Source organism: Actinomadura sp. NPDC023710 (assembly GCF_040639875.1).
Classification (GTDB): Bacteria; Actinomycetota; Actinomycetes; order Streptosporangiales; family Streptosporangiaceae; genus Spirillospora; species Spirillospora citrea.
This window is the reverse complement of record NZ_JBFAGB010000070.1, coordinates 1-20,574: the sequence shown is the minus strand read 5'-3', so window position 1 is coordinate 20,574 and position 20,574 is coordinate 1. Positions and strand designations below refer to the sequence as shown.

Annotated in this window: 21 protein-coding genes; 10 read left to right on the top strand and 11 right to left on the bottom strand. The window is 69.9% G+C overall.

What is annotated here, in order from left to right; translation table 11 throughout:
• Positions 1-174: 174 nt before the first annotated feature.
• A complete protein-coding gene (locus AB0H37_RS42800; protein WP_360618396.1) occupies positions 175-639 on the bottom strand; it encodes a hypothetical protein in 465 nt (154 codons plus the stop codon).
• A 298-nt stretch (positions 640-937) separates the two neighbouring features.
• On the opposite strand from AB0H37_RS42800, the gene AB0H37_RS42795 reads away from it, so the two are divergent.
• The 6 genes from AB0H37_RS42795 to nhaA all read left to right on the top strand — a co-directional run bounded on the left by AB0H37_RS42795 (position 938) and on the right by nhaA (position 6,643).
• Positions 938-1,294, top strand: a complete 357-nt coding sequence (locus AB0H37_RS42795) for a hypothetical protein (RefSeq protein WP_360618394.1) — start codon at positions 938-940, stop codon at positions 1,292-1,294.
• A 512-nt stretch (positions 1,295-1,806) separates the two neighbouring features.
• Positions 1,807-2,772, top strand: a complete 966-nt coding sequence (locus tag AB0H37_RS42790) for a MerR family transcriptional regulator (RefSeq protein WP_329092226.1) — start codon at positions 1,807-1,809, stop codon at positions 2,770-2,772.
• Between the two features lie 345 nt (positions 2,773-3,117).
• On the top strand, positions 3,118-3,717 hold the full coding sequence (locus tag AB0H37_RS42785; protein WP_360618392.1) for a sulfite oxidase-like oxidoreductase: 600 nt from the start codon (positions 3,118-3,120) through the stop codon (positions 3,715-3,717).
• 8 nt (positions 3,718-3,725) lie between these two features.
• The gene (locus AB0H37_RS42780; protein WP_360618391.1) at positions 3,726-4,397 is read left to right on the top strand and encodes a ferredoxin reductase; all 672 of its coding nucleotides are present in this window, start codon (positions 3,726-3,728) and stop codon (positions 4,395-4,397) included.
• Positions 4,398-4,455: 58 nt separating this feature from the next.
• Positions 4,456-4,737, top strand: a complete 282-nt coding sequence (locus tag AB0H37_RS42775; protein WP_360618390.1) for a DUF6510 family protein — start codon at positions 4,456-4,458, stop codon at positions 4,735-4,737.
• Positions 4,738-4,747: 10 nt separating this feature from the next.
• On the top strand, positions 4,748-6,643 hold the full coding sequence (gene nhaA, locus AB0H37_RS42770; RefSeq protein WP_360618388.1) for a Na+/H+ antiporter NhaA: 1,896 nt from the start codon (positions 4,748-4,750) through the stop codon (positions 6,641-6,643).
• A gap of 243 nt (positions 6,644-6,886) precedes the next feature.
• Here the strand turns inward: nhaA and AB0H37_RS42765 are convergent, their stop codons facing one another.
• Together AB0H37_RS42765 and AB0H37_RS42760 are read right to left on the bottom strand one after the other, a co-directional pair.
• Complete coding sequence (locus tag AB0H37_RS42765) at positions 6,887-7,828, bottom strand: RNA polymerase sigma-70 factor (RefSeq protein ID WP_360618402.1); 942 nt, start codon at positions 7,826-7,828, stop codon at positions 6,887-6,889.
• A gap of 83 nt (positions 7,829-7,911) precedes the next feature.
• Complete coding sequence (locus AB0H37_RS42760; protein WP_360618387.1) at positions 7,912-9,093, bottom strand: FAD-dependent oxidoreductase; 1,182 nt, start codon at positions 9,091-9,093, stop codon at positions 7,912-7,914.
• A gap of 318 nt (positions 9,094-9,411) precedes the next feature.
• Between AB0H37_RS42760 and AB0H37_RS42755 the strand changes: the two genes are divergently transcribed.
• Positions 9,412-10,254: an NAD(P)H-binding protein gene (locus tag AB0H37_RS42755; RefSeq protein ID WP_360618385.1), complete on the top strand. Its 843-nt coding sequence runs from the start codon at positions 9,412-9,414 to the stop codon at positions 10,252-10,254.
• Between the two features lie 217 nt (positions 10,255-10,471).
• On the opposite strand, the gene AB0H37_RS42750 is transcribed toward AB0H37_RS42755, so the two are convergent.
• From AB0H37_RS42750 to AB0H37_RS42725, 6 genes are all read right to left on the bottom strand, one after another.
• Positions 10,472-11,098 (bottom strand): NAD(P)-binding domain-containing protein, encoded by a 627-nt coding sequence (locus tag AB0H37_RS42750; protein ID WP_329092240.1) that lies wholly within the window; start codon positions 11,096-11,098, stop codon positions 10,472-10,474.
• Positions 11,099-11,148: 50 nt separating this feature from the next.
• A complete protein-coding gene (locus tag AB0H37_RS42745) occupies positions 11,149-11,496 on the bottom strand; it encodes a helix-turn-helix domain-containing protein (protein ID WP_179834230.1) in 348 nt (115 codons plus the stop codon).
• Positions 11,497-11,624: 128 nt separating this feature from the next.
• On the bottom strand, positions 11,625-11,924 hold the full coding sequence (locus AB0H37_RS42740) for a hypothetical protein (protein ID WP_360618384.1): 300 nt from the start codon (positions 11,922-11,924) through the stop codon (positions 11,625-11,627).
• Between the two features lie 201 nt (positions 11,925-12,125).
• Positions 12,126-13,901, bottom strand: a complete 1,776-nt coding sequence (locus tag AB0H37_RS42735) for a hypothetical protein (protein ID WP_360618382.1) — start codon at positions 13,899-13,901, stop codon at positions 12,126-12,128.
• A gap of 284 nt (positions 13,902-14,185) precedes the next feature.
• A complete protein-coding gene (locus tag AB0H37_RS42730; RefSeq protein ID WP_360618380.1) occupies positions 14,186-15,889 on the bottom strand; it encodes a hypothetical protein in 1,704 nt (567 codons plus the stop codon).
• Between the two features lie 393 nt (positions 15,890-16,282).
• Positions 16,283-16,831, bottom strand: coding sequence for a PadR family transcriptional regulator (locus AB0H37_RS42725; RefSeq protein ID WP_360618378.1), 549 nt, complete (start codon positions 16,829-16,831; stop codon positions 16,283-16,285).
• 173 nt (positions 16,832-17,004) lie between these two features.
• On the opposite strand from AB0H37_RS42725, the gene AB0H37_RS42720 reads away from it, so the two are divergent.
• On the top strand, positions 17,005-17,379 hold the full coding sequence (locus AB0H37_RS42720; RefSeq protein ID WP_360618377.1) for a hypothetical protein: 375 nt from the start codon (positions 17,005-17,007) through the stop codon (positions 17,377-17,379).
• Between the two features lie 136 nt (positions 17,380-17,515).
• Here the strand turns inward: AB0H37_RS42720 and AB0H37_RS42715 are convergent, their stop codons facing one another.
• The gene (locus tag AB0H37_RS42715; RefSeq protein ID WP_360618375.1) at positions 17,516-17,998 is read right to left on the bottom strand and encodes a hypothetical protein; all 483 of its coding nucleotides are present in this window, start codon (positions 17,996-17,998) and stop codon (positions 17,516-17,518) included.
• A 216-nt stretch (positions 17,999-18,214) separates the two neighbouring features.
• Entirely contained in the window at positions 18,215-19,363 is a 1,149-nt protein-coding gene (locus AB0H37_RS42710) for an MFS transporter (protein WP_360618373.1), read from the bottom strand.
• A 122-nt stretch (positions 19,364-19,485) separates the two neighbouring features.
• Between AB0H37_RS42710 and AB0H37_RS42705 the strand changes: the two genes are divergently transcribed.
• Positions 19,486-20,181, top strand: coding sequence for an FCD domain-containing protein (locus AB0H37_RS42705; RefSeq protein WP_360618372.1), 696 nt, complete (start codon positions 19,486-19,488; stop codon positions 20,179-20,181).
• Between the two features lie 209 nt (positions 20,182-20,390).
• On the top strand, positions 20,391-20,574 hold a 184-nt coding region (locus AB0H37_RS42700), incomplete at its 3' end, for a TetR family transcriptional regulator (protein ID WP_360618370.1).

Here is a 20,574-nt window from a genome sequence, read left to right as displayed (position 1 = left end):
GCTAAGGAACTACTAACGGCAAAACGCCGTGCAGGGGGCAGCAGAGTGTTCGGCCCGACCATCGAACGGCAGGTCACTGGCCCCGACACCGGGGATGGGACGAGAACGGGGAGCCTGGCAGTGCCAGGCTCCCCGTTGAACGAGGCCCGATGGTCACCGGGCTTCGCAGGTAGGTCAGTTGTCGGCGCGGACGGCGCCGACGACGAGTCCCGCGGCGATGCCGCAGAGGGCGGTGAGAACGATCCCGAGGTCGCTGGAGAGCTCGCCGACTCCCAGAGACCCGGTGATGGGGACGACGGCGACGCCGCAGGCGGCCAGGGCGACGCAAACGAGGCAGCCCGCGACCGCCGCGATGACGAAGCCACCGGCGATGCGGATGAGGAGCTTCCGCCCGCCGGGGGTTTCAGGGCCGTCGTAGGTGCTGAGGAAGACGCCGCCAACGGCGCCGATGATGCCGACGCTGATGCTGACGATGGCCTTGAGGGCGAGGTAGCCGATGTCACCGGACTCGAAGGGGTCGGTCCCGCCACGGTGGTAGTCAACGAGGAAGACGGCGAAGTTCAGGCCCTCGATGATGCCTCCGAGGATCGCTCCGGCGACGGCACCCGTAGCGGTCGAGATCGACTGACGCTTGATCATGGTGATTCCCTGTTTGGGTCGGGGTGCGCGTGCCTGGCACGTGCACCGGGGTTGTTTGTTGAGTGTTCGTGGCTTCACCACGGTCCCGGGATCTACCGTACCGAGCACGGCCCACCCGTGAACCCCGACACCGCCGCCCGAGGCTGGCGGGCATAGCCGGGGACCTGCCAGCTTCCACCACGCCACTGCGGAACGTGAACCCTGGCTTCTGGAGCATTTCTGACCGGACCGCCCCCGTCGATCAACAGCCCCCGCCCTCCGCGCTGCCCCTGACCACCCCTCCAGCAGTCCTCATGTGATGCTGGAAAGCATCATGACGCTCGATGCCGATACCGCATTCCTGTCGGCCGACCTGCGCCGATGGCTGGCCGGTCACCTGCCCGACGTCGCCGCCATCACCGACGCGTCCTGGCCGCGCGCCCAGTCCAGAGTCTGGCGCCTGGCGACCGAGACCCCCGCCAACGCGGCCTACCTCAAGGTCAGCCCCTCGCAGCACAGCTACACGTGCGAAACACGCGCCTACCAGCAGGCGGCCACCGCCCTTGGACAGAACCAGGCGGCGCGGCTGATCGCCGCCGACCCCGCCCTGCGAGCCGTCCTGGCAGGCAGGCCCGCGAAGCCGCTGCCTGCCTCGACAACCCCAGCGGCCACCTGACCGGCGCCGAGCGGGACCAGGGGCGAGGTTCGCGGCCGTTCTCCTGGGCGGCGGTGGCGGCCTGGGCCCAGCGGGTCAACGTGGCCTTGACGGCACCGGAGTCGATGGCCGCTGCCGCCTCGCCCAGCCCGGCGGCCATGCAGGCGCGCACATCGCCGTCCAGGCCGCGGTAAGCGGCGGCCACGTTGATCAACACGGCGTCCCTGACCGGGCCGGTGCCTCCTTCGACGATCCGGCGCCCGCTCGCAGCGGGCACGGGGGGAGGTTCAGCGTATCGACGGCCATCCGGAGCGGCGGTAAGGCCAACAGGGTCGCCTGTTCGGGTCGCGGACGGTGGCGGTGATGGGCGCGCCACCGGCCAGCCCGCCCAGCCCGTCAGCCGACCAGGCCAAGGGGGACGCCGGGCAGATCGTCGTGGTCGGCGGACCGGCGCGTTATCTCGGGCCTGAGTCCCCCAGCGCGGGGTGCAGCTAAGCACTCAAACTCGCGGACCTTCTGGGTAGGGGTTGTGCATGGACGACCTAACAAACGGCGAAGCAAATTCCGGAGTGAGTGGGCTCGGGGTGGCGGCGGTGGCACGCCGGCTGGGTGTGGCGCCCTCCACACTGCGCACCTGGGATCGCCAGTACGGCGTCGGCCCGACCGGCGGTGGCCCTGGCAGGTATCACCGCTACAGCCCGGCCGACCTTGCCCGGCTGGAGACGATGCAGCAGATGATCTCCGCTGGGGCGCCACCGGCAGAGGCGGCACGGGCGGCCCTGGACGCGCCGCGCGGGCCTGACCCGGAACCGGAGAGCCACAGCGCTGCCGACAGCCCCAGTGCTCTGGACGCCTCCGCCGCTGAGCACGGCACATCACAGGCCACGCGGATCGAGAGCCTCGCGGACGCGGCGATGGCGATGGACGAGCTGGTGATGACCAAGATCGTGGAGTCGGCCCTGCGGCATGAAGGCGTCACGCCGGCGTGGGAGCAGGTGATGGCGCCGGTCCTCGTCGACATTGGACGCAAACACGCGGCCACCGGTCAGTACGTGGAAGTGGAGCATCTGCTGTCGGCGGTGGTGTCGCGCTGCCTGGTTGGGGTGACGCCGCCCCAGGAGATCTTTTTGGCAGGGCAGGTCCGCAGTCCGGTAGTGCTGGCATGTGCCCCGGACGAGGAGCACACTCTGCCAATCCTTGTGCTGGCAGCCGCGCTGGCGGAGACCGGGGCGGCGAGACTCATGCTGGGTGCGCGGGTGCCGGCATCGGCACTGGAGGCCGCGATCGACCGAACTGGGGCGCACACGGTGTTCGTGTGGTCGCAGACCTCCGAGACCGGTGAGCCATCCTGGCTCACCGACCTGCTCGCCAGGCGTCCTGCGCCGCAGGTGGTGGTCGGCGGCCCCGGATGGGACCGTGACCGGCTCCCACCCGAGGTGAACTTTGTGCCGTCGATGGCCGCGGCACTCCAGGCGTTGCGTGCCACAGCCCCCCACTGACCGCTGGAGGCTCCGTCCCTGGAGTCCGGCCGACGGCAGGCCAGTGGTAACCAGGCTCCACAGGCGGACCGCATCCCCACCCGAGGTCAAGCGCGGCGGCCTGCGGCCGGCGCGAGCTCGCCGCGACGCCGGGACCGGCCCGTGCCGTCGGCCTTTGCGGCAGGAGGATGCGCCTCGTGGCACGGCCGGCGCTGACCAGGGTGAAGAGGGCCGGGAGCCGACCCTGGGGCCGCTGAGGCGACGGTTGCGAGGGTGTCGCGCGGTGGGAATCGCATCGGGTTGGTCGTGTTGGGGAAGGTAGGCCCAGAGGACGGGATCCGTTCGGCCTGACGAGAGGAGGCTGTGATGGGGATCGTTTCGCCCGGGTTTCACGGGCGGCGGCGCGAGTCCGCGGTCAAGTTGCCGCCGGGGCAGTACCTGACCGAGGACTTCCCCGTGCTGTCGGCCGGTCCGACCCCGCGGATCCCGGTGGAGGAGTGGGAGCTCACGGTGACCACGGAGACCGGGCGGCAGCACCGGTGGATGTGGCGGGAGTTGCTGGATCTGCCGTCGGAGACGCCGAGGGTGGACATCCACTGCGTCACCAAGTGGTCCAAGCTGGGCACGGACTGGCAGGGGGTGTCGCTGGACGTCCTGCTGGCCGACGTGGACACTGCGGCCGATTTCGCGCTCGTGTCCTCCTACGGCGGTTACACCACCAACCTGCCGCTTGAGGATCTGCTCGACGGCCAGGCATGGATCGTCTACCGCTATGACGGTGAGGAGCTGGCGCCGGAGCACGGGGGCCCGGTGCGGCTTCTGGTACCGCACCTGTACTTCTGGAAGTCGGCGAAATGGTTGCGGGGCATCGACCTGCTGACGGAGAACGAGCCGGGCTTCTGGGAGAGCGCCGGCTATCACGACTACGGGGACCCATGGCGCGAGCAGCGGTACCAGGGCGACTAGCGTGGCGCGTGGCGCGGCTGACCGAGATGCGCCAGGAGACGGGTACCGCACGCACGCTCGTCTTCGATGTGCCGGGCTGGCCGGGGCATCTGGCCGGTCAGCATGTCGACGTGCGGCTGACCGCTGCGGACGGCTATGCCACGCAGCGCAGTTATTCGCTCTCCGCGCCCGACCGGGTCGAGCTCACCGTGCAGCGGATCCCGGACGGTGAGGTCTCCCCGTATCTCACCGATGTGCTCGGCGTCGGCGATCCGGTCGAGATACGGGGCCCGGTGGGCGGCTGGTTCGTGTGGCGGCCAGGTGCGGGACGGGACGTCCTGCTGGTCGCGGGCGGTTCCGGCATCGCGCCGCTGATGGCCATGATCCGTGCCCGCCGGATGGCCGGGAGGGGAACGCGGTTCCGGCTGGCGTACTCCACGCGCACGCCCGGAGACGTGTTCTACGCCGACGAGCTCCGGCGTCCCGAGCCCGGCCTGGATGTCACGCACGTCTACACCCGGGTCGCCCCCGACGGCTGGCCCCGCCCGCCCGGCCGGCTGATGGCGGCCGATCTCGGGGACGGCCCGCCCGACCGTGACTGCTTCGTCTGCGGGCCGACGGGATTCGTGGAGTCGGCGGCCGACCTGTTGCTCGCCCGCGGTCACGACCCGCGGAGGATCAAGACCGAACGGTTCGGCTGAACGGAGTCTGAGTGAGATGAACGTGCCCCGTCGGGAGGACACCCCGGGTCGGCGTCCCATGGATCATGTGGATGGCAACGCCCTGGCCGGCCCGCTCAGCGAGCTGTTCGCCGTGGACATCACGGCGGCCACCGGCCGCTGCGTCAACTGCGGGCTCACCGGCCCGATCGCCGAGCTGCGGGTGTACGACCGGGCGCCGGGCATGGTCGCCCGCTGCCCCGAATGCGGTCACGTCCTCCTGCGCTTCGTCCGGACGCCGGACTCGGCCTGGATCGATCTGACCGGGACCGTCTCCCTGCGCGTCCGGCTGCCGGACACGGACGAGGAGGGGCGCGGGTGAGCGTCCAGCCATGACGGAGCGCCGAGCGGGCCCGCCCTCCGGATCGTTCGCCGACCGGACCGCGTGGGCACGCAACCTGCCGACCCCGCTGCGGGAGTTCATGCGCACCGAGACGGGCGGCGCCGTGGTCCTGCTGGCCGCGACGCTCGCCGCACTGGTCTGGGCGAACGCGGACGCGTCCTCCTACGATCGGGTGTGGGAGACGCAGGTCTCCGTCCGGTTCGGTGGCACCGGCCTCTCGCAGGATCTGCGGGAGTGGGTCAACAACGGCCTGATGACGGTCTTCTTCTTCGTGGTCGGGCTCGAAGCGCGCCGCGAGTTCGACATGGGAGAGCTCCGCGACCGGCGGCGGTTCGCGCTGCCGCTGGCCGCCGGTGTCGGCGGGATGGTCGTGCCCGTGGCCATCTATCTCGCCTTCAACGCCGGCGGTCCGGCCGCCCACGGCTGGGGCATCGCGATGTCGACCGACACCGCGTTCGCGCTGGGCGTGCTCGCGCTGGTCGGACGGACCTTCCCCCCGCGGCTGCGCACGTACCTGCTCACGGCCACCGTCGTGGACGACGTCATCGCGCTCGCGGTGATCGCGATCGTCTACAGCGGCGACGTCGCGCTGCCCCCGCTGCTGCTGGCGGTCGGCATCTTCGCGGTGACCGTGCTCGTGCGAGCCCTCGGGGTGCGGCAGATCCCGGTGTACGTCGTGCTGGGCGTCGCCGCGTGGGCGGCCGTCCAGTCCGCCGGGGTGGAGCCGGTGGTCGTCGGCCTGGTCATGGGACTGCTGACGTACGCCCACCCGGCGGCGCGCGACGACCTGGAACGCGCCACCGAGGTCTTCAGGCTGTTCCGGGAACAGCCCACCCCGGAGTTCGCCCGGTCGGCGCGGACCGGGGTGGCCGCGGCGATCTCCCCGAACGAGCGGCTCCAGCTGCTGATCCACCCGTGGACGAGCTACGCGGTCGTGCCGCTGTTCGCGCTGGCCAACGCGGGCGTCACGATCACCGCCGGGTTCCTCGGCCGCGCCTTCACCTCGACGGTGACGCTCGGCATCGTGATCGGCTACGTGGTCGGGAAGCCGCTCGGGATCCTCGGGGCCTCATGGCTGGTGACCCGGGTGAGCCGGGGCCGGTTGCGTCCGCCGGTCGGCTGGGCGGCGGTCGGTGGCGGCGGCGCGATCGCCGGCATCGGCTTCACCGTGGCCCTGCTGATCGCGACGCTCTCCTTCACGGATGCGCGGCTGGAGGAGGCCAAGATCGGCGTGCTGTCCGCGGCACTGTGCGCCACGGTCGTGACCTGGGTCGTCGTCCGCGCGACCGCGCTGCTGCCGCCGCGCAGGCGGTTGCGCGCGCTGCTCGGGACGGCGGAGAGCATCATCGACCTGGCCGCACCGGTCGAGCCCGATCGCGACCATGTCCGCGGCCCCGAGAAGGCACCGGTCACCGTGGTGGAGTACGGCGACTTCGAATGCCCGTACTGCGGACGGGCGGAGTCCGTCGTCCGGGAACTGCTCGCCGACTACGGGGACGTACGGTACGTGTGGCGCCACCTGCCGCTCAACGACATCCATCCCCAGGCGCAACTCGCGGCCGAGGCCGCCGAGGCGGCCGCCGCGCAGGGCCGGTTCTGGGAGATGCACGACCTGCTGCTCGACCGCCAGGACGCGCTGAGGCCCCGGGACCTGGTCCGCTACGCCGGCGACATCGGCCTCGACGTCGATCGTTTCCGTGCCGACCTGCGCCGGCATACCGGTGCCGGACGGATCGCCGAAGACGTCGACTCGGCCGACCTGAGCGGCGTCTCCGGAACCCCCACCTTCTTCGTCAACGGACGCCGCCACGTCGGCGCCTACGACATCGCCACCCTCTCCGCGGCGGTCCGCGGTGCCCGCAAACGCGCGGCGGTCGGCTCCTGACACGAAAAGCCGACTACCGTCGCGGGAGGCCACCGGCCGAACGCGCCGTCGCCTGGCTCCTCTACCGCGGAAACCCCCGCCTCCGCCACCGAGGCGTCATCGCGGGCGATGCCTGGCCGCCCACCCAAGCCGCCGCCCCTCAACCTCCGCCGACTCATCGACCTCGGTGTAGAGGGCTGGAACCAAGAGCGATGGACGCCCGCCGCGTGAGCCCGGCTCTACATCGTGATCGGGGCGGCGCTCTCAGTTCGGTGGTGGGTCGGAGGGGGCACCACCCGCCGCTCGGATACCACCCAGCTTCTGGGGGTTGACCTGGAAGCGGATCTTTTCGATGCGGCCGTCGTGAACGTCGTAGGTGAGGGCGCCGACGGGGTCGTCGCCGATCATGCCTACGACGCTCAGTTCGCCGTTGACGACCGCGGATTCCAGGCGGATGCCGGCGGAGACCGGTTTGGCCATGACGCCCAGGAGCCAGCGCGCCACATGGGCGGGGCCGTGCAGCGGACGGCGGGCGGCGGTGACGATGCCGCCGCCGTCGTTCCACAGCGTCACTTCCGGGGCGAGCAGTTCCATGAGGGCGTTGAGGTCACCGCCGCGGCAGGCGGCCATGAACTTCTCGGTGATCTCCTCGCGCGCAGCATCGTCCGCTTCGAAGCGGGGGCGGCGGGCCTGAACGTGCGAACGGGCGCGGTGCGAGATCTGGCGCACAGTGGCCGGGGGGCGATCGAGGAAGCCGCCGATCTCGGCATGGGAGTAGCCGAAGACCTCACGCAGCACGAAGACGACTCGCTCGGTGGGGTTGAGGGTTTCGAACACGACCAGCATGGCCGTCGACACCGTGTCGGCCATTTCGGTCTCCTCGACAGCGTTCGATGGGGTGATCAGCGGTTCGGGAAGCCATGGGCCCACATATGTCTCGCGGGTGGCACGGGCGGAGGTAAGGCGGTTCAGGGCAAGGTTGGTGACGGTGCGCACCAGGTAGGACTTGGGATGCTCCACCGAGGCCTGGTCCACCGCATGCCATTTCAGCCAGGCGTCCTGCAGGATGTCCTCGGCGTCGACGACGCTGCCCATCATGTGATAGGCGGTGCCGAACAGAAGGCGGCGGTGTTCGGCGAACGGATCGGTCGTCGCCTCGCGCGGCTCGGGTGCCGGGGACGGCCGGCCGGTATCGCGATCCTCCATCGAAATCACGCCTAGCGGTCTGATACTCGGGTGTTCAGCGGGCCGGGAGTCCTGACGAACCCTCTGCCCCGGATCGTGAAACATCATGCGGCCTTACGGGTGACGCGGCCACCCTTCGACAACTGCACCGGCATCTTCACATAGCGGGACATCTTGGCGGCCACCGGCGGGGTGCTGCTCACCTGCTCCTTGTAGACGACCGCGGCCTTGCCCTTGAGGTACCACCGCTTCGGAGTGTCGTCGGCATTGGTGAACTGGATGACCGCGTCCTTGCGCCCCAGGCTCACCGGCTGGTGGAAGTAGCCGAAGCGCAGGGGCTTCACCGGCTTTCCGCGCAGCAGCCGGGCGATGACGGCGGCGGTGTAGTCGGCGGTGACCACGCCGCTCTGGCAAGTGCCGTGGACCTGCCCCCAGGCCTGCCGCACCAGGGCCGCGTCTCCGATGGCATGGATCTCCGGGTGCGAAACCGAACGCAGGGTGGGGTCGGTGATGATGAGCCCCTTCTCGTCGGTGGCGATCCCGGCCTGGGCGGCGAACCGTGGCACCCGCACACCGCTGGTCCACAGGATCAGATCCGAAGGGACGAGTTCGCCGGTGTCCAGACGCACGGCGTCGGGCAGCACTTTGGTGACCTTCACCCCGACCATGCGCACCACGCCCAGCCGGCCCAGGACACGGTTGAGGTGGGCTCGCGCCTTCTCGCCCATCATGGAGCCGGGTTCGGTGGCGCAGACCAGATTGACGGTCAGCGCCGGATGCGCCTCGGCGATTTCGGCGGCCGCCTCGATGCCGGTGAGCCCGCCGCCGCAGACGGTGACCGCGCCGCCCGAGGCGGCGATCTCGGGCAGCCGCCGCGACAGGCGGTGCGCCAGACGGGGATCGTTGAGGGTCCAGGCGTGATCCGCCGTACCGGGGACGATGCTCGTGTCGGTGGCGCTGCCGAGGGCATAGACCAGCGTGTCGTAGTGGAGGCGGGCACCGTTGTCGAGGGTGACCACGCGGTCGGCGGTATCGATGGCGGTGGCGGCGGCCTGGCGGAATCGCACGCCGGTGCCCTTCAGCAGGACCGGGATCTGGTAGTCGGTGAGTTCCTGGCCCGCCGCCACCTGGTGCATGCGCAGCCGCTCGGTGAAGCGGGACGAGGGGTTCACCAGGGTGATGCGGGTGTTCAGCCTGCGGGTGTAGCGGGCCAGCCGGGCTGTGGCGATCAGGCCGGTGTAGCCGGCGCCGAGGACGACGATCTGGTGGTCGGTACTGGTGTTCATCGCTCGCTCCCCGTGGGGCTCGTTCGTTCAGGACGGCCATGGGACAGGACAGCCCCGGAGAACGTGACAATCCACAATTGTGACCTGCACCACAGGCCATCCCCGCACTTGGAACGTGCCTGGACCTTCTGCCCTGCGCTCCGGCGACTGCCGACAGACGCACGGCGGATCAGGAGGGTCGCGCCCGGCGCAGGCGTTCGGGCACAAGCGCCCGGCATCCGACCATGGTGCACGTCACACGCGGCAGAGGTCACAGAAGGCGGGGGCCGATCTCTCTTAGAGGTACCCGGATCCACGGAACTCTAGGGAGAACGCACCATGATCTTGATTACCGGAGCAACCGGCGTCGTCGGCCGCCCGACGGTGGACCTGCTGCTCGGGGACGGCGCCGACGTCGTGGCGGTCACCCGCGCGCCTTCCACGGCCGCGCTGCCCCCTGGTGCGCGGACGGTGGGCGGCGACCCGTCGCACCCGCACACGCTCGGCGCGGCGCTGCCGGGAGTGGAGGCGATGCTGATCAGTCCGCGCGCCACCGGGCCCGGGCTGCGGGACCTTCTGCGGCTGGCCGCCGGGCACGGCGTGCGGCGGGCGGTGCTGTTGTCCGCCGCCACCGTCGCGTACCCGGCGGGGGAACCGCGGTTCGTCGACCAGTTCAGGCGCGCCGAGGACCTCGTGACGGGCTCGGGCCTGGAGTGGACGGTGCTGAGGCTGGCCGACTTCGCCGCCAATGCGCTGGCCTGGGCGCCGCAGATCAAAGCCACCGGAATGGTGAAAGGCGCCTTCGGCCGGGCCGCCACCTCCCCCATCCACGAACACGACATAGCGGCGGTGGCCGTCCAGGCCCTGCGGACGTCCGATCATTCAGGGGCCACCTACACCCTCACGGGGCCGCAGTCCCTCGACCAGCCCGCGAAGGTAGGGATGATCGCTGAGGCCATCGGACGGGACCTCAGGTTCCAGGAACTGCCGGCCGAACGCGTCCGCGAAGCGATGCTCGCACAAGGGCTGCCCGAGGAAATCCCCTCCCGGCTGCTGGGCTCGCTCGCCGACTACGCCGACGTCCCGGGCCCGACCACCAGGACCGTTGAAGAGCTCCTCGGACGTCCCGCGCTCACCTTCGGCGAATGGGCACGCGGCAACGCCGAAGCGTTCAGCCACTGACCAGTTCCGCTCGCCGGCGTCCGCGTCGACGTTCAGGGGTCTCCCGGGTCGATCGGAGGCTCGATTCCCTGGCCGTCCTGACCGGCAAGTCAGGACGGCGGCGAGCTCGTGCCCGGCGCCACCGTCAGGGTCTCCGGGCCGCTGACCCGCAGCTTCACCACCGGCGCCGACGGCACCTACGCGCGCAACCCGCAAGATTCGGTGCCCGCACACCTGCTCAATTCTGGTCGACGAGGTTGAAGACCGTGTGTGGGTCGCGTCCGCCGAACAGCAGTGAGATCACGATCGCGGCCATCGCTTCGAGGTGGAGAGCCTGCTGCAGGCCACCGATCAGCAGTGGTTCGCCCCCGATATCGGCGATCAGCTGCCGCGTCGCCTCCAGTGCCGCCGGGTGGTCACCGCAGTAGGGAACGACCAGGCGACGGTTGTCGAACAGCGGCGGCTGCATCTGCCAGACGCGCGCATGGCACAGGTTGAACGCCTTGACCACATGTCCGCCGGTCGCCCGCTCGATGTTCTGCGCCATCGACCGGCCGGATTCTGTGATCAGTGTGAATCTCTCGATCTCGACTGGATTGTTGCAGTCGACGATGGGCTTGCCCTGCAGCGCGTCGCCTATCTCGGCCAGCGTGGCCGGCATGCCTTGGTAGAGGACAGCGATCAAGGCGATGTCGCAGAACTCGGCCACCTCCCTGAAGCTCCCCGCACGGCCGCCCCACTTGCGGGCCAACGCCTGCGCCTTGCCTGCCGTCCGCCCGGCGACCATCATTTCGTGGCCGTTGGCGGCCCACCGCGTGCCCAGCGCGTCTGCCATCACCCCGGCACCAAGAACACCAATTCTCATGACGGCCACGCTAGGAGGACGTGGGGAACCATCCGGTTCCCTGCCCGGTGTCAGGGGGCGCTGGCGTCGTCGGCCAGTTCCTCGGCGTGCTCCTCAGCCCACCGTGCGAGCACCGACACCGGCCCGAGCAGGCTCTGCCCGAGTGGTGTCAGCCGATACTCCACGCCTGCGGGCGCGGTGGCCAAGACTCGCCGCTCCACGAGCTTGTTCCGCTCTAGCTTGCGCAGCGTCTGGGTCAGCATCTTCTTGCTGATCCCGCCTATCCGGTCGCACAGTTCGCCGTAGCGGTGCGGACCACCCCCCAGCCCGAACACCACGACGACCGACCAGGTGTCGGCTACCAGATCCAGCGTGGTGCGGGCGGGGCAGTCGGCGAGGAACACATCGTGGTCACTCATACAGCGCCGATCCCCGCGTCCTGCGGTCCTCGCCGCCGTCGACCTCACGGCGCGCACGGCCGTACTCGGCCCGAAGGGCATCGTCGGCAAGGCGAAACCTTCGTTGTGGGCACCCCGGTGCAGGCACGTCAGCCGCCCAGTTTCACGACCAGTGAGCGCAGGTGAGGTGTTGCGGCGTTCTCCTGGCCGCGCCTCCCCCACGTTGCGATGTGTTCGCTGATCAGCTCAGCGAGGCTCGCACGCTCGTCGTCGGTGAACTCAACCGTGGTCGTGGTGTTGGTCTGGCACTCGTAAGCGGAGAAGAGGAGGTCTCCGACTGCCTGTTCGGCCGCGGGGGGCCTGCCGTTGCGCTGAGCATGCCAATCGGCACTGTTGTTGACGACGCCCCAACCGTGCAGGACCTCGTAGGTGGTGAGTTCGAGCCTCATGGGGCCGGTACCTCTCGCTGCAAGGGTGTGGTCACACCCTACGCAGGTACGTCCACAGCGACCGGCCGGACGACACGCCTCGCGGCCTGTGCCGGGACGGGAGGAGATTTCCTTGGTGGCGTGGACGCCGGTGCCCGGCGTCGAGAAGCCGACGCCGAACCGCCTGGCGCCTGAGGCATCCGGCCTCCGAGATTGGCCGGCTCACTCCGCGAGCGGGCTCGTGATCGCAGTGATGCTGCCGTGCGGCAGCCACGCGCCGGTGGGGTGATGATGGTCCGGGATGCCGGGTACGAGGAGCGGCGAGGCCGCGTAGAGCCGTATCGGCCCCTCGCGGGCGGTCTTTAGCCAGGCGGTGTATCCCGCGGCGGATGCCGGTTCGCCAGGGAAACGGCGGCTCAACTCGGCTATGTACTTCACCGCTGCCGGATCACCGGTGGGGAACCGCAGCGGTAGCAACTGGCCGGCCGGCGGCACGAGCAGCGATGTGTTGAGCAGCCAGGGCGCGAGGTAGGTGCCCTGCGAGGTCGTGTACCCCGTGCCGACGTCACGCACCACGCCGTAGGCGGTCCCCCAGCCTGCCACGACCATCAGTGGAATCCGCGCCCGGCCCGGGGCGGCGACGGTGATGTGCTCGTGCCGCGCAGCGGCTCGTACGATCGTGGCCGCCTGCCGGCTGCGGGGTGAGGAGTCCGCGACGAGGCCCAGCGTGCGTGCACCGCGGGCGGCCACGAACCGGACCGTGGCCCTCAGCGCGGCGGCGTCGGCGGCCGTGAGCCGGTCGGCCGGGCAGGAACGGAGCGGACCCGTCGCCCCCGCGAGGATCCGGCCCAGGGCAACGCTGGCGCACTCCGGCCCATCCGATCCACGAAGATCGGGAGTACGACCGTCACGGGGGCCGGTGTCGACCTGCACGGCGTTCATGGTGCCCATGACCTTGACCCACAGCCGGCTGCCTCCAGCGGGAAGCCATACCTGTGCCCAGATGTTTCCAGTGCCGGGCCGGGCGGCCGCGGCAGTGAGCCGGCCGCGCTCGGACCCCACGTACGCGCGGTCGGCACCGACATGGACGAGGTTCCAGCCGGGCCGGGCCGGCGCGACGAGAACCGGTATCAGCCGCCCGCCGGCGGCGATATCGTCCATGAACGGAACTCCCGGCGCGGGCGGAACGGCCGGCGGCGGCATGGCCACAAGCGCCGCTCCGGCGAAGCCCGTGACGGCGAGGCCCACCCACCTGCTCGCCGAACGGCCCCGCGCCCGCGTCATCGGGCGATCGGAGCGCCTGAGCCAGACCACCGTCGCGGCTGTGGCACCGCCCCCGGCAAGGATCGCATCGGCGGCGAGGATGGCCGTCCAGGTGGCACTGGACGGTGGCGGGCCGTCGTTCGTCAGTCGCGCTAGCGTGGCCGCAGTCAGCGCCGCTGTCGACGCCAGGATCGCCGGCAGCAGCCGCCGTGTGGTCCGGTCTCGATCCTCGGCCCGCGCCGTCGCCAGGTGACCCGCCGAACCTATCCACACGACCGCGGCCACCCCCTGGAGGAGCACCGCAGCGGCGTCGACGACGCTGCGGACACCCGAGGCGTTTCCGGCTGACAGGGTGGTGGCCAGGTACGTCGCCAGGGCCGCAGTGGACAAGGCGCCTGCGGCAGCACTCGCGGCCGCGCGCGAGAGCAACGGCGGCAGCGCAAGCGTCAGCACCGCCATCCCCGCGAGCGGCGGCGGCAGGGCGCCTCCGATTCCGATCGCCATCACCGGGGAGACGGCGGCCACCGTCGCCGCCATGCGGGTCAGATTCCGGCAACCCGGGGTGGGTGCCCCAGCGAGCGGCCGCAGCAGGGCGCTCCCCGCGACCACCGCGATCGCCGCGACCGCGAGGTGACGGAGAGCGGCCAGGACCGTGACGGGCGGCGTGGCCGGAGCGTGGTGAGTGTGGCTCCCGTCCCAGCCGGGAGCGGTCAGGAGAACCGTGACGAGCGCCATTCCCACTTCCCCAACAGATGCGCTACTACAGATTACTTAAGTTGCTCGCCTTGGATATGGGCAACCTCGCTCACCGACTGCGAGCGCGCATCCCGGCGCCGCTGGGCGCCCAGCGGCGCCGGGATGCGCGAGATCACCCTTCCCGCTCGCCCGCCGTCTCGACTCCACACGGCACACGAGCGACCAAGCTCCTGAGCCGCCCGTCGGCCCGAGATCATCCGGTGTGGTCATCTCGGATGTCTCGGGCCGTGGCTCCTCGCCGCCGGCTCTGGGAGTGCGAGCGTTCAGCGCAGATCGGCGTCGGCGACCGCGAACACCACTCCGTGCGGCCTGGCCGGCCCGTGGTCGCCGTGCGGCCACTTGTCGCGGTTGAATTCGACACAGGGGGCATGGGTGTTCTCGTCCACGAAGCCCGTGTCGAGCGACGGCTTTCCGCCGGGGCTCACCTGACTGACACAAATCCGATGGTTCCCATCGACGCCGGTGAACGCGACGAAGTAGTTCGACGTCACCACCCGGCGAATCTGTGCCGTCTCGTGGTAGAAGCCATCACGGCCGAGCGCGAAGTTGTCCAATGAGCCCCAGTGCGCACCACCCGATGTGACATCGCGAATCGGAACGGCACCGATCAGGGACGGGCAGTCGGGCTCGGCACCTCCGGCAGTGACTTCCGCAGAAGAATCTATCGAGCACCGTGTGCGGTTTCCCGCGGCGAGGAGTCGTCGCAAATCGAGGACGTACAGCATGCCGGTCTCACGTTCCCCGGGGGACGTGTAACCGCCCGAGACCACGACATGGAAGAGAAATCGATCGTCCGGGCTGACCTGCACCCAGCTCCCGGCGTCCCCGTCGGAGGTCGGCGCGTCTTTCGGGAACAGCGACTTGAACGCCGTGGCGTCGTCGAAGACCTCCCGCCACCGCGGCTTCTTCGCCGTGATGTCGGGGGTGTAGTAGATCACGCCGCCGCCGCTGGTGGCGACGAAGGCGCCCCGGTGCCGGGGCTGGTGCGTCACTCCCGTCTCCATCGCTCCGCGCGGTTCAGCGGTGTTGAGGTCGGCGTCGTTTCGGGGGCCGGCCGGCAGGCGTGACACCGACAGCAGGCGAGGCGCGTTGCGATCAGAGATGTCGAAGATCCGCACGGTGTCGCGTGCCAGATTCGGGTTGTCCACGATCGGAGTCCGAAGTTCGACGAAATCGCTGGTGATCAGCCGGTTGAGATCTTCGCGCACCTGGAGGCCGTGCGGATTGGCGCAACTCGGCTGAGGGAGCGCCGGGACGTTGGGGCACAGCTTCGGATCTTCGCCCTCCTTGGTCGCGGCGGGTGCCTCGCTGAGGACCTTGCCGTTCGGGCCGATGCGGACTATCTCTCCCGGCGAACCCGCGAACCCGTTGCCTTCGCGGATCTGCCCCCCGGAATAGCGGCACGGTCCGGTCACGTCCGGGCCGCCCACGGCGCTCATGTACGCGGTTCCGTCGGAGAGGACCTGGAAGGCGTCGGGCGCGGATCCACACGGAGTATCGGAGGCTTGAACCACGCCGCTCAACCCGATCTGCGGCAGCCGCGCCGCGTCGAACACGAAGACCGTGTCCGACAGGATGCCGCCTGCGTAGATCTTCTGCCCCTTGTGCCACATGTACTGCATGTGGTGAGGCTCGTTGCCGGTCGAACCGTCGATCGTTACGGTGTTGACCACTTTTCCGTAGTCGGGGGTGCCGGCAGTGGCGTCGATGACCGCCAGAAAGTCCGGATTGGGGGATCCCTCCGTACCCGGATCGGCGGCTCCGGCCCAGGCGAGAACGTACTCCCGCCGCGTGTGGCGATACGCGCGAGTCTGGGTCTGCTTGACGAGATGATTGGTCACCGAGTGCCGGACGCCGTCGCTGCCGACGACGCTCGACCCGACGCGGATCACGCTCGCCGTGGCGCTCGGGTGGCCAGACGGATCCGCGACGGCGCCAGCGGTGGCGAGGATGAGGACGGCCATCATGGCCAGCGGTCGTCGAACCCCGGATCTTGAACGCACGCGCTTCCTCCTCGGAGTCGGGCGGCCGGCCGGTGACAGTGCCGCGCGAACCGAGGCTTCCGGTCGCGCAGAGACTAAACACTTGCACTATATATAGCGACTCCATGCCGTAGTCGATATCTTCGTCAGCCGTTTTCGGCCATCGGGGAGCCGAAACCTCGGCCGGGCACGGTGACCTGCAGCGTTGCCGGGCAGTCAGAGTGACTTCTGGTGGGGCGCGGCTGCGGTGCGACCCGAACTTTCATCCCAGGCGGGCCCCCTAACGGCGCGACGATCGACCCGTGCGTTCTCCGCACGGAGCTCGCCCGCACACTTCTCGAAATGATCATGGTGGTCGTGGGCGCCCGGCGGTCGGGCTCAGTCCAGGTCGAGGCGATGCGGATCGGAGGCGAGGGACTCCCAGAAGTCCACGTAGGCCTGTTCGTGGAGGATGGCGAGCTTGAGGATGCGGGCCCGGGACATCAGCCGCGCCTCGTCGGTGGGGTCCAGTCCGGCGCGAAGCGAGCGGTAGAGGTCGAGCCAGTGGCGGTGCTGCGCCGCCTGCCGGCGGGCGAGCGCCACTACGTCGGCGGGGTCGCCGAGGTCGGCGAAGAAGAGTTTGAGTTGCCCGGGGTCGCGGGTCTCCGGCTGGGAGGTCTGCGGGTCGGCCAACCACTGCCGCAGCGCCGCACGACCGGCGTCGGTGAGGTGGAAGACGCGGCGGCGGCGGCCCGTCTGCTCCGCCTCCTCGCGCAGCAGGTCCAACTCGGCCAGCCGCGCCGGGATCCGGTACAGCTGCGCGTGCGGGATCGGCCAGAAGTACTCGACCGACTCCTCCACCCTGGTCTTCAGCTCGTACGGCGTCATGGCACCGTGGCGCGCGATCAGCCCGAGCACCACGTACCCGGGCGGCGTGAGCTCCGACATGACTCCACCTCCTCACCTTGACATCGTCTCAATGAGACTATTAGCTTCATGCCACCGATACCGTATCAATGAGATGATGGGAGTGCGCAATGCTCATGGGAGGCCATGCGAGCGAAGCCCGGGAGGCCGGCGCGCGAATCTTCGAGTCGTGGTCGCAGATGTGGAACGGTGAGATGGATCTGGTCGACCAGATCATGGCGCCGCGGTTCCGGCTTCGGTATGCCCAGCCGACTCCGGGCACCGAGGCCTTCGATCACATCCGGCGACGCCCCCAGCTCGCCGATCTGATCAGCCGGTTCCGTCAGGACCGCTCCGGGCTGCGATTCGCCCCCGACGGCGAAGCCGTCACCGACCTCGACCTCAGCGACGGCCTGGCCACCGGGAAGGTCGTCAGGCCCTACCTGGCGCGCTTCTCCGACGAGGCCGGACGCCGGTTGCGCATCAGCGGCATCGACATGCTGCGGCTCGAAGACGGCCTCATCACCGAGGTCTGGTCGGTCTCCGGCGGCAGAGACGGGCGCGCCTTCTACCCTGACGACCAGGACTGATAACGAACAGGCCGGGCGCGGAAGGTGGCCGGACGTCGCGTCCACGCTCATCAGAATGCGTACCGGCTCGTCGAGCATGTGCCACCAGAGGCCGTCGCCCCCTGAGCCGAGCAAGTCCACGGATTCTCCGGCCGTCTCATTCGAGGCCCGCGTAGACCCACTGGAAGGTGGAGCGACAGGACAAGGTGTCGGTGCGCCGTGCGGTGAGCAGGATGAACCGGGCCTCATGCGGCGGCGTGCCGGTGACTTCTTGGTCGTCACTACCCGCTGTGATCGTGCCATGCGCGATGGGCTTGTCGTCGGCCAGCAACCACCAGTCCACTGCGGTCGAGCAATCTCGAACCTCTTCCTGGATGAACACCGCCGCCTCCAGGCGGAACCAGCCGCGAAACTCTGTGCGGTCGTCGATGTCCTCCCGTTCGAACCGCGTCCGAATGACACCTGACGCGGGGATGCTCCATTTGAAGCCGGTCGGCGGGCAGGGACCGGAGTCACTGAAGCAGATCGACTGCTTCAGTTCCTTGGGTGTATCGCCAGATGCGTAGTCCAGTCCCTCTGTCGGGTCGGAGCTGACGACGAAGTAGGCGAGCAGCGCGCTTATCAGCAGGACCAGGAGCACACATCCCGTCCCGGAGGAGCCCTCGGGGGCGACACCGCAGTGGTAGGGATCGCTGCGCCCGGACACGTGCCCTCCCGAGGTTCTGTGCCGCCCTTTCATTCTGGCTAACACAGCCGGTGCAACAGAGCCAGCGTTTCAAGTGCGCTGATGCCCCGGGTGGCCTGAGCTTCCGGTCCCGACGCGCCGCCGGCCGGCGGGCATTTCGCAGATCCCCTGTCAGCCGACCTGCCGGTCACGACCGGCGAAGGCGCCGGCGGCGAGTTGCGGGAGCATCAGCAGCGCCATGAAGACCAGCGGTGCCCGCCAGTTGCCGCTGTGCTCGTACAGAGCGCCGACCAAGAAGGGGCCTGGGATGGACAGGAGGTAGCCGGTGCTCTGGGCGAAGGCGGACAGCCGGATCACGGTCTCACCGTCGCGACCACGCAACCCGATCATCGTGAGGACGAGGGGGAACGAGCAGTTGGCGACACCGAGCAGGCCGGCCCACACCCACGGTGCCGCAGCTGGGGCGGCCCACAGCCCGCCATATCCTGCGAGGCCGAACAGACCGATCGCGACGGCCACCCCACTCTGGTCGCGCAGACGGCCGGCGACGGCTGCCAGCACGAACGACAGCGGGATGCCGAGCACCGAGGTGACGGCGAAGAGCAGACCGGCGGTCTCAGGGGGAAGACCGGCGTCGCGGTAGATCTGCGGTAGCCAGCCGATGATGATGTAGGCGGCGGTCGCCTGCAGGCCAAAGTAGAGGGCGAGTGCCCAGGCCGTCGGGCTCCGGGTGAGAGGCGCGCGGGAAACAGAGCCCCGGACGGTGGGGCCCGTCTCCGGGGAGCCGGAGACGGATCCGGCACGCCTGCGGGCCAGGACGAGCCACGGCGGCACGGCGACGGCGGCGAGCAGTGCCCAGGCACCCAGGCCGATCCGCCAGTCGCCGCCGAACCACCGGGCCAGGGGGACGGTGGTGGCGGCGGCGGTCGAAGCGCCGACGTTGAGGGCCATCGAGTACAGGCCTGTCATCGCGCCGACGCGCTCCGGGAAGCGCTGCTTGACGACGACCGGCAGCAGCACGTTCGCCACGCCGATGCCGGCGAGCGCCAGGGCGGTGAGCGCGGCGAACAGGGCGCCGCCGGCCGCGAGCGGGCGGACCATCAGCCCGACCGCGACCGCTGCCATGCCGGCCGCGATGACGGTGTCGCGCCCACGGGAGGCCAGCCAGGGGGCGGCGAAGCCGACCAGTGCGAAGCACACCGCCGGCATGGAGGTGAGCAGCCCCGCGTCACTCGCACTCATCCCCAAGCCGGCCTGCGCCTCTTCGAGCACCGGCCCAACGCTGGTGACCGCCGGCCGGAGGTTGACCGCGGCCAGCATCAACCCGATCGCCGCGAGAGGGCGCCCCCAGGCAGCGGCACCGTACGTGTCGTGCAGTGGGGCTGTACATGGGCGTTTCTCTGCATGCTCCTGAGCCACAGACCGAATCGTATAATCATGGGATGAAAATTCCGCCGGTCCCTCGCCCAGTGGGACTGTTCGACCACGTGGTCGCCCGGCTGCGCCAGCAGATCACCTCCGGCACCTGGCCGGTCGGGTCCCGGATCCCGACCGAGCCCGAGCTGGTTCAGCAACTCGGCGTGGCCCGGAACACGGTCCGGGAGGCCGTGCGGGCACTCGCCCACAACGGCTTGCTGGACGTACGCCACGGTTCTGGCACTTACGTCATCGCCACCAGCGAGCTGGCCGGCGTCATGCAGCGCCGCTTCGCCGCCGCCGACCGGCGTGACGTGATCGCGGTACGGGCCGCCCTGGAAGTGACCGCAGCGGCGACGGCCGCACAGCGCCGCACCGAGGGAGATCTGCTGCAGTTGGACGAAATGCTGAACCGGCGCGAGCGTGCCTGGGCGTCCGGGAACCGGGACACCTTCGTGGAAGCTGATGCGGCCTTCCACCGCGCGGTGGTGTCCGCGTCCCACAACGAAGTGCTCGTCGAGCTGTACGCGGACCTCGGACAGGTGATCCGTCAGTCCCTGCACGACCATTTCAGGGCCGGGCTGAGGCCCGACGACTACATGGACCACACTCGCCTGCTCGAGGCGATCCGCAGCGCGGATGCGGACACGGCGGCCGCCGAGGCGGCTTCCCACACCTCCGGCTGCCACCCGTACGCCGAACGGCCCTTGAGCAACGACTGACCAGAAAGTCGGCTGCGGACCTACGGCCGCCCGGATCTCCTGGTTCGGCTGGCACGGGTCGCCCGGTCGACGCCCCGGACGTTCTGGCCGACCGCCTCGCGCTGATCATGGAGGGTGTCCGCTGCGTTCGCGCCCTTCACCTGCCACCGGCTGTTAATGCAAAGAAATTCGCGTTACTCTGTGACGTGACCCACAGGGAGGGGTGCCGCATGGACGTGCAGCCGCGTGCGACGGGGGCCGTGCGGCCCGGCGGCCGAACGGCGCGCACCCGTGCGGCAGTGTTGGCCGCGACCCAGGGCGAACTGGAGGAGGCCGGGTACGCCGGACTCACCCTGGAGAAAGTGGCCGAGCGTTCGGGCGTGCATCTGGCCACGCTGTACCGGCGATGGCGGA